Annotated in this window: 13 protein-coding genes; 5 read left to right on the top strand and 8 right to left on the bottom strand. The window is 51.9% G+C overall.

Going from position 1 to position 15,956, the window contains the following annotated elements; genetic code table 11:
- Positions 1–226: 226 nt before the first annotated feature.
- Positions 227–1,018: an exodeoxyribonuclease III gene (xth, locus tag ABTW62_RS08255; RefSeq protein ID WP_430904107.1), complete on the bottom strand. Its 792-nt coding sequence runs from the start codon at positions 1,016–1,018 to the stop codon at positions 227–229.
- 168 nt (positions 1,019–1,186) lie between these two features.
- On the opposite strand from xth, the gene fdxA reads away from it, so the two are divergent.
- Both fdxA and ABTW62_RS08245 read left to right on the top strand, forming a co-directional pair.
- Complete coding sequence (gene fdxA / locus ABTW62_RS08250) at positions 1,187–1,510, top strand: ferredoxin FdxA (protein ID WP_430904106.1); 324 nt, start codon at positions 1,187–1,189, stop codon at positions 1,508–1,510.
- Between the two features lie 66 nt (positions 1,511–1,576).
- Complete coding sequence (locus ABTW62_RS08245) at positions 1,577–1,939, top strand: exosortase system-associated protein, TIGR04073 family (RefSeq protein WP_430904105.1); 363 nt, start codon at positions 1,577–1,579, stop codon at positions 1,937–1,939.
- 19 nt (positions 1,940–1,958) lie between these two features.
- On the opposite strand, the gene mfd is transcribed toward ABTW62_RS08245, so the two are convergent.
- The 7 genes from mfd to ABTW62_RS08210 all read right to left on the bottom strand — a co-directional run bounded on the left by mfd (position 1,959) and on the right by ABTW62_RS08210 (position 12,004).
- Positions 1,959–5,417, bottom strand: coding sequence for a transcription-repair coupling factor (gene mfd / locus ABTW62_RS08240; RefSeq protein WP_430904104.1), 3,459 nt, complete (start codon positions 5,415–5,417; stop codon positions 1,959–1,961).
- 27 nt (positions 5,418–5,444) lie between these two features.
- Entirely contained in the window at positions 5,445–6,725 is a 1,281-nt protein-coding gene (locus ABTW62_RS08235) for an MgtC/SapB family protein (protein ID WP_430904103.1), read from the bottom strand.
- Positions 6,722–8,482 (bottom strand): single-stranded-DNA-specific exonuclease RecJ, encoded by a 1,761-nt coding sequence (recJ, locus tag ABTW62_RS08230; protein ID WP_430904102.1) that lies wholly within the window; start codon positions 8,480–8,482, stop codon positions 6,722–6,724. Before recJ ends, ABTW62_RS08235 begins: the two co-directional genes overlap by 4 nt.
- A gap of 209 nt (positions 8,483–8,691) precedes the next feature.
- Entirely contained in the window at positions 8,692–9,288 is a 597-nt protein-coding gene (locus ABTW62_RS08225; protein ID WP_430904101.1) for a cytochrome P460 family protein, read from the bottom strand.
- 171 nt (positions 9,289–9,459) lie between these two features.
- Positions 9,460–10,374: an indole-3-glycerol phosphate synthase TrpC gene (locus ABTW62_RS08220; RefSeq protein WP_430904100.1), complete on the bottom strand. Its 915-nt coding sequence runs from the start codon at positions 10,372–10,374 to the stop codon at positions 9,460–9,462.
- 5 nt (positions 10,375–10,379) lie between these two features.
- Positions 10,380–11,405: an anthranilate phosphoribosyltransferase gene (trpD, locus tag ABTW62_RS08215; RefSeq protein ID WP_430904099.1), complete on the bottom strand. Its 1,026-nt coding sequence runs from the start codon at positions 11,403–11,405 to the stop codon at positions 10,380–10,382.
- The gene (locus ABTW62_RS08210) at positions 11,402–12,004 is read right to left on the bottom strand and encodes an anthranilate synthase component II (RefSeq protein ID WP_430904098.1); all 603 of its coding nucleotides are present in this window, start codon (positions 12,002–12,004) and stop codon (positions 11,402–11,404) included. The genes trpD and ABTW62_RS08210 overlap by 4 nt, the downstream gene beginning before the upstream one ends.
- A 523-nt stretch (positions 12,005–12,527) precedes the next feature.
- Here ABTW62_RS08210 and ABTW62_RS08205 point away from each other — a divergent pair.
- Genes ABTW62_RS08205 through ABTW62_RS08195 form a run of 3 tightly spaced genes read left to right on the top strand, consistent with a single transcriptional unit; the run spans position 12,528 to position 15,940 of the window.
- Positions 12,528–14,003 (top strand): ATP-binding protein, encoded by a 1,476-nt coding sequence (locus ABTW62_RS08205; protein WP_430904097.1) that lies wholly within the window; start codon positions 12,528–12,530, stop codon positions 14,001–14,003.
- A gap of 17 nt (positions 14,004–14,020) precedes the next feature.
- The gene (locus tag ABTW62_RS08200) at positions 14,021–14,557 is read left to right on the top strand and encodes a hypothetical protein (protein ID WP_430904096.1); all 537 of its coding nucleotides are present in this window, start codon (positions 14,021–14,023) and stop codon (positions 14,555–14,557) included.
- A gap of 12 nt (positions 14,558–14,569) precedes the next feature.
- Entirely contained in the window at positions 14,570–15,940 is a 1,371-nt protein-coding gene (locus tag ABTW62_RS08195) for a sigma 54-interacting transcriptional regulator (protein ID WP_430904095.1), read from the top strand.
- Positions 15,941–15,956 lie beyond the last annotated feature (16 nt).

Below are 15,956 nucleotides of genomic sequence, written 5' to 3'. Positions count from 1 at the left end.
AGCGATCGTAGCGAGGGCGAGGTTGGTTGAGTTGGATTTTTCGATCATTTGAGGCGAATAGTCGTTCTATTTAACGAAAAGGATCGTAAAATCCGGCCAATCAGGCTCGTCCGCAGTAGATCAGTCTATTCTCGGACAGCCTCCTAGCATTCATCTACTAGTGAAGCGGCCAGTATGCGCCTCCCTCAGCGGCCATCATTTACAGCATACTCGGTATCAAGATGGGTCACGCCTGCGACTCGCGCGCCGCACACATTAACTCCACCGCAATAGGCGCATGGTCTGACGGCCGTTCGAGTTTCCGGGGTTCCTTATCCACCCAACAGGCCATACAGTCATTCGCCATCTCATGACTCAGCAAAATATGATCGATACGCAATCCCCGGTTACGGCGAAATGCCATCGTACGGTAATCCCACCAGGTATAGGTTTGCGCCGGTTGCTCGAACAGACGGAAGCTGTCGGCAAATCCGATAGCCAGCAATTCACGAAAGCTGCCTCGCTCAGGTTCGCTGCATAAAACCTTTCCCTTCCAGGCTTCGGGATCATGAACATCACGATCTTCAGGAGCAATATTGAAATCCCCCAGCACCGCTATTTTCTGATAACGCTCGCACTCCTCCTCCAGAAAGCGGCTCAATGTCGCCAGCCAGTTAAGTTTGTAAGCATACTTGTCCGAATCGACCCGCTCTCCATTGGGAACATAGACGCAGATGACCCGCATATTTCCATAAGTTGCCGCAATGAAGCGTTTCTGGGGATCTTCCAGACCGGGTAACGCCATGCTGACCTCCCCACCCGTTTCCTTGCTCAGCAGCGCAACGCCATTATAGGTTTTTTGCCCTGCGTAAATGGACCGATAGCCAGTCTTTTCCGCTATTTCATCCTCGGGAAAAAACTCATCCTGTAATTTCGTCTCTTGCAGGCACAATACATCGGGTTGATTGGCATTCAGCCATTCGACCACTTGAGGCAAACGGACTTTCAATGAATTGACGTTCCAACTGGCAAGTTTCATTACGTATACTCAAAATTGCAATCCATACTGGCCCAATCAAAAAGGCACGCTATGTCATTCAGTCAGACCTAAGCCAGAAGCGGCCACTTTAAAGCTGTAGCAGAATTCAGCGGGATTCTGATAAAATCGGCAGTTCTTTTTGGAAAATGCCACGCAAGGAATATCATCATGACTTATGTAGTAACCGAAAGTTGTATCAAATGCAAATACACCGATTGTGTCGATGTCTGTCCAGTAGACTGCTTCCGTGAAGGGCCAAATTTTCTGGTCATCGATCCGGACGAGTGTATCGATTGTACATTATGTGTGGCGGAATGTCCGGTAGAAGCCATTTACGCGGAAGACGACGTGCCTGACGATCAACGGCAATTCATTGCGCTCAATGCAGAGTTGTCCAAAAACTGGGATCCCATCATCGAGAAAAAAGATGCGCCGTCAGACGCGGATGACTGGGCCAAGGTGACCGACAAGTTGGACAAACTGGAACGTTAAGACTAACCTGTTCCGCACACACAGCATCTAAGGCCGAACATCAATTAACTATTCCGGGAGGCACCGATGAAAAACTCACTCGCATGGATAGCTTTATTCACGTTCCTGAGCGCCGTCTTGCCACAGACAGCCTTGGCCCAGCAACAGACAGAACAAAATTATCCTGCCATGGCAAGTGGAAAATTAGTCAATGGCATCGCCAATACCGCCACTGGCTTTGTCGAGCTCCCCAAAACCATGATCATCACCACGCAGCGTGAAGGTGTCGTTTATGGGCTGACGGTCGGATTGGTCACCGGCCTTATGCATACGATTGGCCGCACGCTGTTTGGGGCCCTGGATGCCGTAACCTTTCTGATTCCCACCGAACCGACCGTACGTCCTCACTATATCTGGCAGGATTTCGACCAGGAAACAACCTACGGCTAATCTGTCGTGCCGCCTGGTTTCAATTGTCCAGCGAAGCAATCAACTTTTTGATTGCTTTGACCCGCTCGCTGACATCAGGAATTGACAACTGAATTCTGAGACGATCCGGTCCGGAAAGACTGTACTCCCGGCCGCTTTGAATAAGTTGTATGATTTTGGCAGCTTCTATCGGTGGTTCCGGCATGAACTGTAACTGGATATTCTCCGGGCCCGCATCAATGCGGACAATCCCGAACCGTTTGGCCGGAATACGCAGCCGATGGCAATCCAGCAACGCACGCGCCGGATCGGGCAACAAGCCAAAACGATCGACCAGCTCCTGATAGATTTCATCAAGTTGAACATCCTCGGTACAACTTGCCATCCGTTTATACAATACCAGCCGTTCGTGAATATCATGGCAATAGTCTTCCGGCAGCAGGGCAGGCACATGCAACTTGATTTCCGTGACCACCCCAAGCGGCTGTTGCATATCCGGTTCCTGACCAGCCTTCAGCGACTTGATTGCGGCTTCCAGCAAGGAACTGTACAGATTAAATCCCACTTCCTGCATTTCACCGCTTTGTGATTCACCCAATACAGCGCCGGCACCACGAATTTCTAGATCGTGCATGGCCAGATAAAACCCCGAGCCAAGTTCCTCCATTGCCTGGATTGCTTCTAACCGCTTAGTTGCCTGGGCAGTCAAGGCCGTTTTCTCGGGCGTCAACAGATAGGCGTAGGCCTGATGATGGGAGCGCCCCACACGGCCGCGCAACTGATGCAATTGTGCCAGCCCGAATTTATCTGCACGATGTATGATAATTGTATTAGCGCTGGGTATATCGATACCCGTCTCAATGATGGTAGTACATAACAACAAATTGAAACGCTGCTGATAAAAATCACGCATGACTTGTTCCAACTCACTCTCTCGCATTTGTCCATGGGCAATATGGATCCGCGCCTCAGGCAACAAGTGTGCAAGCTTGGCAAACATATGCTGAATCGTGTTGACTTCATTGTAAAGAAAATAGATTTGACCGCCACGCTTCAGCTCGCGCAGGCAAGCTTCGCGAATAATCCCTTCGGAATATGTATGCACAAAAGTCTTGATGGCCAATCGCCGCTGTGGCGCGGTGGCGATAATCGAGAAATCCCGCAGACCTTCCAGCGACATGGCAAGCGTCCGCGGAATGGGTGTAGCTGTCAGCGTCAAGACATCCACCTCCGCCCGCAGCTTTTTGAGTTGCTCCTTCTGGCGAACACCGAAACGGTGCTCCTCATCAATGATCACCAGGCCAAGATTCTTGAATTTCACTTTGCCCTGGATGAGTTTATGGGTACCGATAACGATATCCACCGCGCCTTTAGCCAGGCTCTCCAATGCCTCCGCTTGTTCGCGAGCCGAACGGAAACGTGACAGTTCTGCAATTTTTACCGGCCACTGATCTGCAATCAGACCGAAGCGGTCAGAGAAATTCTGGTAATGCTGTTCCGCCAACAGGGTCGTTGGCACCAATACAGCAACTTGCTTGCCATCCGCAACCGCAACGAAAGCTGCCCGCAAGGCTACCTCGGTCTTGCCGAATCCGACATCCCCGCATATCAATCGGTCCATCGGCTTGCCAGCTGTCATGTCCTCGATGACAGCCCGAATGGCAGCAGCCTGATCAGGGGTTTCCTCAAAACCAAACCCATCGGCAAAAACGTCATAATCATGCTGATTCAGGCGGAAGACATGACCCTGCCGCGCGGCGCGCTGTGCATACAAGTCAAGCAGTTCAGCGGCGGTATCGCGTACTTGCTGCATGGCCTTGCGCTTGGCTTTCTCCCATTGGCCACTTCCGAGCCTGTGCAGTGGCGCACTTTCTGGCGAAGCGCCACTATAGCGGCCAATCAAATGCAGTTGCGTGACCGGCACATATAACTTGTCTCCATCCTGGTAAGCTAACGCCAGGAACTCACTGGCCTGTCCTGGCTCTCCCTCGCCCAGATCCATATTGACGAGCCCCAGATAGCGGCCGATACCATGCTGTTCATGCACGACCGGATCGCCCGGCTTGATTTCGGACAGGTCACGCAGAATTGCGTCGGTTGAGGTGACGCGGCGCGCCTCGCGGGTACGCCGCCCTTGCACATGAGTGGCGTATAGCTCATTTTCAGTGACCAACGCCTGATTGGCCGCTGCAAGAATGAAACCATTGTGTAATGGCGCCACGCAGAGCATACAAGGTGCGTCATCCGCCTGGAAAGCTGCATAATCCTCGCACAGCTTCAAACTCAGGCCATGTTCACGCAGGTATTCGGCGAGCAATTCCCGTCGACCCATACTCTCAGCCAACAGCAACACCCGCCCGCCTTTACCTGTAAACAGTTCGACGAAAGCAGCCAGTTTTTCAATGGGATTGGCAGCGCGCCGATCTACCCGGATCGATGGCAAGGGTCGTGCAAAAGGCTCGGCAGCGGCCTGGGAATCGGCATGAATTTCAAAACGCCGGTAAGGTTTCAGATAGCCATAAAACTTATCAGCAGTCAGAAATAGCTCCGTCGGCGGCAGCAAGGGCCGATTCACATCATTGCGCATCAACTGATAGCGAGACCGGGTATCCTGCCAGAAATTCTCGATCACCGGCATGATTTCCTGATGCAAACACAGCAGGCAATGCTGCGGCAAATAGTCAAAAATAGTCGCTGTTTGCTCGAAGAAAAGTGGCAAGTAATATTCAATCCCGGCCGGGATATTGCCTTTGCTGATTTCCTGGTATAGCTGACTGCGCGTGGGGTCACCCTCAAACTTGTCCCGGAAATTTACTCGAAAACGACTACGTCCAGCCTCGTCGAGCGGGAATTCCCGCGCCGGCAGCAGCCGGATCTCCTTGACCGGATAAATGCTGCGCTGCGTATCCACGTCAAAGGTACGGATGGACTCGATTTCGTTATCAAACAAATCAATGCGATAAGGCAGCGGACTACCCATCGGGAACAAATCAATCAATCCCCCACGGACACTATATTCACCTGGCGAGAACACCTGCGAGACATGCGTATAGCCCGCTAGCGACATCTGACCACGCAAAGCAGCAAGGTCCAACAGACTTCCTTGCTTGATGAAAAAGGAATATGCCGCCAAATATTCCCTGGGAGGCATTTTGTAGAGCGCAGTCGTAACAGGCACGATCAACACATCACAAGCATTGTGAGAAATTTGGTAAAAAGTCGCCAGCCGCTCGGAGATGAGATCCTGATGAGGAGAAAAAGTGTCGTATGGCAAGGTTTCCCAGTCCGGCAACAAATGCACACTCAACTCGGGCGCGAAAAAAGCCATTTCTTCCAGCAATCTTTGCGCATCCAGGGCATTCGCGGTGATAATGGTCAATGGCTTGTCGGCACCGCCTGAACGCGCCAGTTCCGCAAGGGCGTGGGCATCACTCGAGCCTTCAAAGCCATAATGGCGCTGCACGGCACCTGAAGCAGCAGAAGCTAATATAGACAGCATGAACGAGACAAGTCAGTTAACGTGAATTTACAAATGTAATGATGATGAAACCACAGCAAGCGCGCCGCCCAGGCCGAGCATGATGGCCACCATCCCGGGTGCACATCGTCTGGCTAATGATGCATTGCCGATAAGAAATATCATCCCCAGCTTGAAAACCAGATTGGCAATCGTAGCCAGCGTGATGGCTGTGACAGCATCCAGGATTTCCAGCTTACCCAGTCCATATAAGCGCAAACTGCTCAGTGTGATGGCGTCCACGTCGGTCAACCCTGAAACAATCGCGACGACATACAACCCACCACTGCCCGCAACATCTGATAGCCAGGCACTGAAAAATAACACAGCCGCATAAAGCAGGCCGAATCCCACCGCGGTCGGAAGCTCTGCAGGATTTTTAGTATCCGGCATTGGCATGGCCTGTTGCTGGGTCAGTTCACGCCACCAGAATACGGCCGTCATCAGCCCCAGCAATAAACCACCACCCAGTACAGGCAAAAGATAGATAAAAATGGCAGGAGAGATCACCATGCTGATCAGCGCGAGCCGTACAAGCACAGTCAAATTGGCCAATAAAATCACGATTACAGCCAGATTGGCAAAATCCGGGTTGTAACTGCTGCGACGCGTGAACACCATGGTGGTTGCGGTACTGGAAGCCAGCCCCCCCATCACGCCCATAAAAACCACTCCAAAACGCTGTTTGAAAAAGCGTAATGCAATATAGCCGGTCAGGCTCACACCCGAGATCAATACCACCATCAACCAAATCTGATAGGGATTTAGGGCATCGAAGGGCCCATAATTCTGATTGGGAAGAATGGGCAAGATGATGAAGCTCAGGACGGCAAACTGCAGAATCGATATTAAATCTCGCCGGTCCAGATTCCGGGTCATGCCCTGCAATTCGGCTTTGAAATAAAGCAGTATGGTGGTAATGATGGCGAGCATAACGGCCAGTGCTGATTCCTCATACCATACCAATGCGCCCAGCCCATAACAGACGAGTATTGCCGCAACCGTGGTCGTTCCCGGATCCTCAAGCTGGTCCTGCTTGCGCCAATAGGATGCAATCACCATGCTTCCGACCAATAGCAAACCGCTGACCAGCGGCCAAGGCGAGGATGTCTTGTGCGACAGCATCGCGGCCAGGGTACCAAACATCGCAACCAGTGCAAATGTTCGCAATCCTGCCTTGGCGGCCGGACTGCGCTCGCGCTCCAGACCGATAAGCAGTCCAATCGCCAGACTGGTTGCAAATTCAGCCAAATAGGTCAACTCGCCCTCGGGTAGCGCTATGTCATTCATACAGCAGAACGATCAGTTTCAAACCAATGTTCCAGCAATAATTGCATCCGGATGCTGCCATTGTATTCATTTGCCTGCAAACGATAGACAACATCGATCTCTGCAGGCAAAGTTTCGGTATGAAAGAAAAAGATGGCATCATGCACATGTTTCCCACCGGATGTGCTCAGTGTCAGTTTTAAATGCCGTTCTCCTACAATACGCTGGCTCTCGACGCGGAAGCAACCATTGAAACTTGGCTCGGGAAATCCCTGGCCCCATACATAACTGGCCAGACGTTGCGCAAGCGCCAGCGACAACTCATCCTCAGCCAGCTCACCATCGGTTTCGATCACTCGAATCAAGTCTGCCGGCGTCAGCAGCGTCTGCGCGACATGCTCAAAGGCGGTACGAAACCACTCAAAATTCTGCTCATGTATAGTCAATCCGGCCGCCATGGCATGACCGCCAAATTTCACGATCAAACCAGGATGACGCTTGGCCACCAGGTCCAGCGCATCCCGCAAGTGGAAACCTGGAATTGATCTTCCCGAACCCTTGATTTCACCGTCATTGCCCGGGGCAAACACGAGCACTGGCCGATGTAATTTTTCCTTGATACGTGAAGCAATCAAACCGATCACCCCCTGATGCCAATCCGAATCATACAAACACAGACTGTAGTCGGATCCTGCCGCATCATCCATCGTTGTAGTGGCCGGACCATATCTGTCGGCCATGGCCGTCAGCTTGTCCAAGGCCTCCTCGCGCATACCCGCCTCGATCTCCCGCCGCTGGCGATTCAATTGATCCAATTCCGTCGCAAGCTGTATCGCCCGGGCGGCATCATCCGTCATGAGACACTCGATACCCAACGACATATCGTCAAGGCGACCCGCTGCGTTCAATCTTGGCGCGAGAATAAAGCCCAATTCATAGGTTGTTATCTGCTCCAAATCACGCCCGGCCACTTTTAACAACGCGCGCATGCCGGCACAACAACGGCCGTTACGAACGCGCTGCAATCCTTGCTGCACCAAAATACGATTGGTGCCATCGAGCCGGACCACATCGGCCACCGTGCCAAGTGCAACGAGATCAAGCAAATTGGCCAGATTTGGCTCCTTGCCGGCAGCACCAAACATACCCCGCGCACGCAATTCTGCCCGCAACGCGAGCATGACGTAAAATATTACGCCGACACCCGCAATATGCTTGTCAGGAAAATCACATCCAGGTTGATTGGGATTGACAATTACCGCCGCATCCGGCAACCGGTCGCCAGGCAAGTGATGATCAGTGATACATACCTCCATCCCCAGCCGCTTGGCTGCCTCAACACCTTCGACACTGGCGATACCGTTATCCACCGTAATCAGTATGTCAGGTGGATCCTCCCGATTTGCAGCCAGATGCACAATTTCCGGGGTCAGGCCATAACCATATTCAAAACGATTGGGGACCAGATAATCGACTACCGCGCCGAATTGGCGTAATGCACGCAGTGCAACGGCACAAGCCGTCGCACCATCTGAATCGTAATCCGCAACAATCAGCATGCGTTTGCGGGCGGCAATGGCATCCGCGAGCAATCTAGCGATCTGGCTGATATTTTTGAGCCGTTCAAATGGCGCCATGCGGGCAAACGCCGTATCCAGTTGAACGGGATCGCCTATTCCGCGTGCCGCAAAGATACGCGCCAGCACAGGCGGCAAGCCATGCGCACTCAGCTTTTCAAAAGCATGGGGGGAAAACTCGCGAACGACAATATTGACCATATCATCAATATTTTATCATTGGGACGGGTAAATTGCCCTGACATTAGGGACGGGAAGACAGCCAACAAATGCCCGGTTGCACAGCGTCTCAAGCATGCATCCCGGCGAGGCCTATCTTGACGGCGACAAGATAAGTAGAAACGGGCGTCTTGGCCATGCACACTACGGCCACAGTCCAGGCAAGAACACCCGTCACTTGAATCACATCTTTATTTCGGGGCTATCACACCAGACGCGCCCGTTTCCTTGGCGGCACGCAGCACCGGATAGAATTGGGTGAAAACCATATCAGTTTTGGCATTGGCCTCATGGCAAGCAGCGCACTCAGCGGTCGGCAAATTTTTAGCAGCCGACACCAGTGGGCTACCGGGCACGTAGAAAATATAAAATGCCCAGTTACCGGGTTCGTTTGCAAAACGTTTCGCGTCCTTGACCGATGCTTCCAGGCCGATATAGTCTCCCATGAAGTAACCATTGCCGCTTCCTGGCCCCTTACGGTCTCCAACGCTGATCAGCTCCTTGACCGTCATGGTGCCGTCTCGGAACGCCCCTGTTTTTTTCCAGTGCGCGTAACTCTCTGGATCGATGTAGACCGTCCTGATTTCCGTGAAGGGTGCATTGCCATCGTTTAACTCATTTGGCGTGACTTGTGTACCCACCATCACCCATTCACGATAGTCCTGCGGAAGCAGCAATTCGCCTTTGTCATTGAATTGCGCCGGCCCTGCCGCCAGTGCATGGCCACTGACAACGGCAGAGAATACCAGACCGGTTAAACTTTTTACCAAGCGCTCCTTAAAGCTCATAAAATTTTCCTTTTTGGTTAATTGATTTGAAATTTGAATACCGTTGATAAAGTCATCAACCTTGGGCTGGAGAAGTATGCCCAGCCTCATTCAGGCCCTGGAGTATATTGCGCGCCAATATTTGACGTCAACGACATCACACAGACCAGAAAATTGGGGAATTAGCAGAGATCAGGTGGCATGAATTGCAAATAAGCGGCCCAGTTCCAGGCCCGGATCCGGCGCACGCATAAACGTCTCCCCGATCAGAAAAGTATAAATCTGATGGGATTGCATCATTTGTACATCGGCAGATGTACGGATACCGCTCTCGGTAACGATAATCCGTTCAGAAGGAATACGGCCAATCAGTGACAGGGTGGTCTCCAGCCTAGTCTCGAAGGTGCGTAAATTGCGGTTATTAATTCCAATCAACGGTGTCGATAGCTGCAAGGCAAGCTCGAGTTCATCCGCATCATGCACCTCGACCAGGACCGCCATCCCCAGGGCATGGGCGATCGATTCCAGCGTGCGCATGCGGTCCAACGCACTCTCGCCCCGCTGGATGGCAGGATCCTCCCGAAAGACCGGTGATAAAAATGCTGCGACGATCAGTAGTATACAGTCCGCGCCCATCGCGCGCGCCTCATACACCTGGTATTCATCCAGCATGAAATCCTTACGCAGCACTGGCAAGCTACAGGCTGCACGCGCCGCCTGTAGAAATAGCGGGCTGCCCATAAAAAACTGCTCATCGGTCAATACCGATAAACAGGCAGCGCCATTGTCGGCGTAGCTTGCCGCAATTTCTGCCGGGTTGAAATCGCATGGTATCGAATCCCCGGGCAGCGAACCCGCAGTACCAGACAAGCCAGCCGATGACGCCGCCCGGCCACGCAGCAATCCTTTGCTGGGACTCGCCCGCTTGATCTCGGCGATCACAGCTGCTTGACCCCGATCAATTTTGTCACGGATTGCCTGAATAAAATCACGTGGTGAAGAGGCTGCACGTGCCTTCTTCTGCATGGCCGCCAGCGGTTCCCCTGTTTGGGCGGTGGCGATTTCCTGCTTTTTAACCGCGAGGATACGATCAAGAATATCGGGCATACTGGTTATGCGCTTACTTGGTTAGAAAAATTAATCAGGTCCTGCATTTTCTGCCTGGCGGCACCACTGGCAAGCGCATGGCCAGCCTGTTCAATGCCTTTCGCGAGGGAACCTGCAATACCGGCCACGTAGATAGCCGCACCCGCATTGAGCAATACGATATCGCGGGCCGGCCCGGCCTGGTTGTCCAGCACGGACAGAAGCATGGCACGTGCATCAACCGTATCGGCCACCTGGATGGATTCAATCGGCGCGCATTTTAATCCAAAATTCTCTGGTTGCAGGGTATATTCCTGTATCGCCCCCGCCTTGAGCTCAGCAATCCGGGTGGGCCCTGAAAGTGTGATTTCGTCCAGTCCGTCGCATCCATGCACGACCATCGCATGCCGGCTCCCAAGACGCTGCAACACCCGCGCGAGTACGCTGGTCAGATCGGCGTTGAACACCCCCAGCAGCTGGTTCTGAGCGCCTGCCGGATTGGTCAATGGTCCCAAAATATTGAATAATGTACGCACTCCCAACTCACGGCGTACAGGTGCCGCGTGCTTCATGGCATGATGAAAATTGGGCGCGAACATAAACCCGATACCGACCTCTGATATTGCCTGCTTAATCTGATCCGGGGTTTGATCAAGATTGATGCCGACCGCCTCCAGCACATCGGCACTGCCAGCCTTGCTCGAAACGGAACGGCCGCCATGTTTCGCCACGCGCGCGCCTGCTGCAGCGGCGACAAAAGCGGAAGCAGTCGAAATATTGAAAGTACTGCAACCATCTCCACCCGTACCACAGGTATCGATGAGATATTCAGTATCTGTCACGTCAATTCGTGCAGCCAGTTTACGCATCACCTGGGCTGCGGCAGTAATCTCGCCAATACTCTCGCGCTTGACTCGCAGACCGGTAATCAGGGCAGCAGTCATCACCGGAGACACTTCACCCGCCATGATCGCGTACATCAGCTCGATCATGTCCTCATAAGGAATCTCGTGATGCTCGATAATGCGAGCCAGGGTTGCCTGCAGTTTCACGCTTGAATTAAAGCCGCCGGGCTTTCCTGGTCTTCGCATCCGCGCAGAAAATTTCTGAGCAATTGATGTCCATACTCGCTCAGAATCGATTCAGGATGAAATTGCACGCCTTCTATTTGCAGGGAATGGTGGCGCACTCCCATGATCTCGCCATCTTCGGTCCAGGCGGTAATAGCCAAACAGGCAGGCATGCTCGATCGCTCGATAACGAGCGAATGATAACGCGTGGCCACAAACGGATTATCCAGTCCGCGGAAAACACCCTTGTTATCATGAAAAACAAGCGAAGTCTTGCCATGCATGATCTGCCTGGCAGGCACGATCCGCCCACCGAAGGCCTGCCCGATGCTCTGATGGCCCAGGCACACGCCCAGCAATGGGATCTTGCCGCCGAACCGGCTAATCAATTGCAAGGAGATTCCTGCCTCATTGGGCGTACATGGCCCGGGCGAAATGACGATGCGTGCCGGATTCAGGCGCTGAATCTCATCCAGGGTAATCTCGTCATTACGCGCCACAATGACTTCTTCGCCCAATTCACCAAAATACTGAACCAGGTTATAGGTAAAGGAGTCGTAGTTATCAATCATCAGTAACATGATGAGCAAAATCGTTAGCTATTATCAATTAAGGAAGTATCTCTTGCCCGGGCAGTCATATTTGCCAGCCGCCTTGAGGTCTCAATATCTGAACCCTATGAATCAATGCGTTTTTATCATGCTTGGCACAGAGCGCATCAAAATTCAACCGATTCACCGCCCAGCATGATGGCCGCTATTCTCGCCCAGAACACTCGAAAGGTAAACCTCTGACTGCAAGCGGAAGCAGTTCTCATGGCATAATTCTTGATCTGTGGCCATTGCTGCGTATTATCCTGGATTCCATGGCGGATCGCCAATCCAGCAGCGATCGATATCAGCCACCCTCCTTACCGGACAAACAAACCTGCAAACCTGATGACATATTCTATCACCATGAATTTCCAGAAAGTTTGACATCAAACATATGCCAAGTATCCTAGTTTGCAGGATTATAATAATCCGATGAGGCGCCCAGACTTGATCGATCCTCAAGCTGCCGGAAATCCATCACTCAAGAGTTGTCTAAAAGGTTGAATCCGATATGAAAGTCCCAGCAAATGTGGCCGCATCCGGACCCAATCACCAGCCGGCCGGCTCTCGGCGCAAACCCAAATCATTCCTGACCTTAATCCTCCTGGGATTTTCGATCGTGGGATTGCCGCTGATCAGCGCGCTCATATACAGTGCCGTCCGTATCGATCAACTGGCTGAACAAAGTCGCGAGAATGTCTATCAGGCCACCCAAATAACCAATGGCAGCGGCATTATCATAGACGAGATCAGGGCCATGGAACGCAGCGTGCAACATGCGCTGGTTCTGGACGATGCCAGCCTGTTGGAAGGCTATTTTCTGGCCCACGCCAAGTTTGAAAAAATCACCAAGCACTTGCTCGATATTTCTGCCCATCTGGAACAACAGCTTCTGCTGGAAAAATTGAGATTGCTGGAAACCAGTATTTTTCGCGAAATATTGATCCTGAACGAACAACCCAAGGACTTGCAATACCTTCTCGATCGCTTCGCTTCATTGCTGCTTCTTGCTCAAGAATTTTCTTCCGACAGCCTCCGGCTCATTGGACAAAATGTCGGGAAAATGAGCGAAATCGCTACCCAGACCCGTTCCCTGGTCGAATGGGAATTACTTATTCTGATTCCACTGGTCGTCTTCCTGGCACTGGCCTTCTCGGTATTCATTGCTCGCCCGATCCGCCAGATCGACGAAGCCATCTTACATATGGGACAAGGCAAACTCACGCGCGCCATTCATGTCAATGGGCCGCAAAATTTGCAATATCTGGGTGCACGCCTTGACTGGCTACGACTTCGCCTTCTGAAACTGGAAGAACAAAAAATGCAGTTCCTCCGGCATGTCTCGCATGAGCTCAAAACACCCCTGACCGCAATTCGGGAAGGGACCGATTTACTGGTTGAAGGCATTCCTGGCAATCTGAACGCGAAACAACAACTGATTGCCGGAATTCTGCATACTAGCAGCATGCAACTGCAAAAACGTATCGAAGATTTGCTCAGTTTCAGCGCACTGCAGGCAGACATGATCACGCTCGTCAAGCAACGTGTCAATTTAGGCGAAATGATAAACTCCGTCATAAAAGTGCAGAATCTTTCAATTCTCAACAAGAACATAACGATTAATTTAACCTGCCCGGAGATAATTTTGGAATGCGACAAACAGAAATTGGATATCATCCTGGATAACCTCCTCTCCAATGCCGTCAAGTTTTCCCCAGTTGACGGCCATATAGAAATCACTGCCGCGCAAAGCGATGACGCCATTCAAATAGAGGTCGAAGATTCCGGTCCAGGCGTTGACAGCATGGATCAGAAGCAAATATTTGAGCCTTTTTACCAAGGACGCAACACGCCCAGCACACATATCAAGGGCACAGGACTGGGCTTGGCCATCGCAAAGGAATATGCGCTGGCACATGGAGGAAACATTGCATTTGTTCGAAATACCGGGCAAGGCGCACGCTTCCGATTAACCTTGCCAGCATGAGATGTTGCACATCGATCATGATAAAAAATTACTTGTTATTATTGTTGGGATTGACTTTTTTTATCCTACTCACAGGATGCATGCACACGCCGCCCAAGGCATTGGCTGAATCAGAGATACTGGCAAAACAGCAGGTGTCACAAGACGACCTGAATGAATTAATGCACTACTACCATTTGCTGCGGCAAAAATCTGCGCTGGAACTCGCCTGGGAGTACAACTATGCAAACAACCACTACAAAAACAGCGCCGAGATGCAAGAACGATACAAATTCTTAATGCTGCTTCTGCTGCCAAACACGCAATTTAGAAATGTCCAGTCCGCACTTGATATGCTGGAAAATCTGCCCGAAATGATCGAGCCGTCATCCAATCTGGCCGCTTTTAGGGATATATTGTTGGCGCTGCTTAAAGAACAACAATCTGCAACCGATCGGCAACAGCAGTTGGCCGCAAAACTGCGCGCAACTGAAATACAAGTCAAAGCCTTGCAAGAGAAAATCGATGTGATCAAGGATCTCGAAAAAAATCTCATGCGTAGAAACGCTCTCTGACCACTCAACGCCATGACACAACCCAAGAAAATTCTGTTAGTCGACGACGATGCCGATTTGCTGGAACTGCTCTCGATCCGCCTGGCATCCTCTGGATACGAAACCATTCTGGCTGAGAGCGCCGAAGCCGCGATGAATCACCTTGACATCTCACGCCCGCATCTCGTAATTAGCGACATGCAGATGAGCGGACTCGATGGCATGGCCTTGTTTGAACATATCCATCGCACCGTGCCCACGCTTCCTGTCATCATTTTGACTGCCTTTGGCACCATTCCGGATGCGGTCGCTGCCGTTCAACGGGGGATTTTTGGCTATCTCACCAAGCCCTACGACTCGAAAATCTTATTGAATCAGATCGAGCGCGCCATCGGACTGTCGCCTGACACGGAAAGCCCCGCATCCTGCGCAACACTGCAGGCCTCATGGCGAAAAACCATCATTACCCAAAGCGCAATCATGGAAGATTTACTCACCAAGGTCGATCGTGTCGCGCAGGGAGATGCCAGTGTCTTGCTCTCTGGCGAAAGCGGGGTCGGCAAGGAATTGTTTGCGCGCGCGATCCACCAGGCCTCCAAACGTTGCGACCAGCCATTCATCACCATCAACTGCGCAGCCATTCCCGAGCAATTATTGGAGTCTGAATTGTTTGGCCACACCAGAGGCGCTTTTACCGGTGCGATCAGGGACCACAAGGGCCTGTTTCAACTGGCGGAAGGCGGCAGCCTGTTTCTGGACGAGATCGGTGATATGCCCTTGCTCCTCCAGGCCAAATTGCTGCACGCCCTGCAGGAAAGAGTCATTCGGCCAGTTGGATCGACACAAAGCATCCCAATCGACGTGCGCATTATTTCCGCGACGCATCGCGATCTAAAATCTGAGATCGAAGCGGGAAATTTTCGTGAAGACTTGTATTATCGGTTGTTTGTCGTCGGTTTGACCATTCCGTCGCTGGTGCAACGGCGTGAAGATATTCCGCTTCTGGCCAATCACTTTCTGCGCGTGTTTGCCGAGAAGCATCAGAAGGACATCAACGGATTCGCTCCCGAAGCGATCAGCTTCTTGCTGGCATCTTCCTGGCCGGGCAATATCCGGCAACTCATGAATGTCGTTGAGCAAAGCGTTGTCATGAGCGCCATTCCTCTGATTTCCTATGAACTGGTCCGCGATGCCATGCACCGAGACGAAACCCGGATAACTTCTTTCGAGGAGGCGCGCAAGCAGTTCGAAAGAGATTACCTGGTACGCCTGCTGAAGATCACTGCTGGCAATGTCACACAAGCGGCCAAACTCGCCAAGCGTAATCGCACCGAATTCTATAAGCTTCTGCAGCGGCATCAGCTTGATTACACGCTCTACAAACCGCAGCGGGAGAAAGCCTGATCGGGTGCCAGGTCAC

Origin of the sequence: Nitrosomonas sp. ANs5, assembly GCF_050584665.1 — a bacterium.
In the GTDB taxonomy this organism is placed as follows: Bacteria; Pseudomonadota; Gammaproteobacteria; order Burkholderiales; family Nitrosomonadaceae; genus Nitrosomonas.
This window is presented reverse-complemented; position numbering and strand designations above follow the sequence as displayed.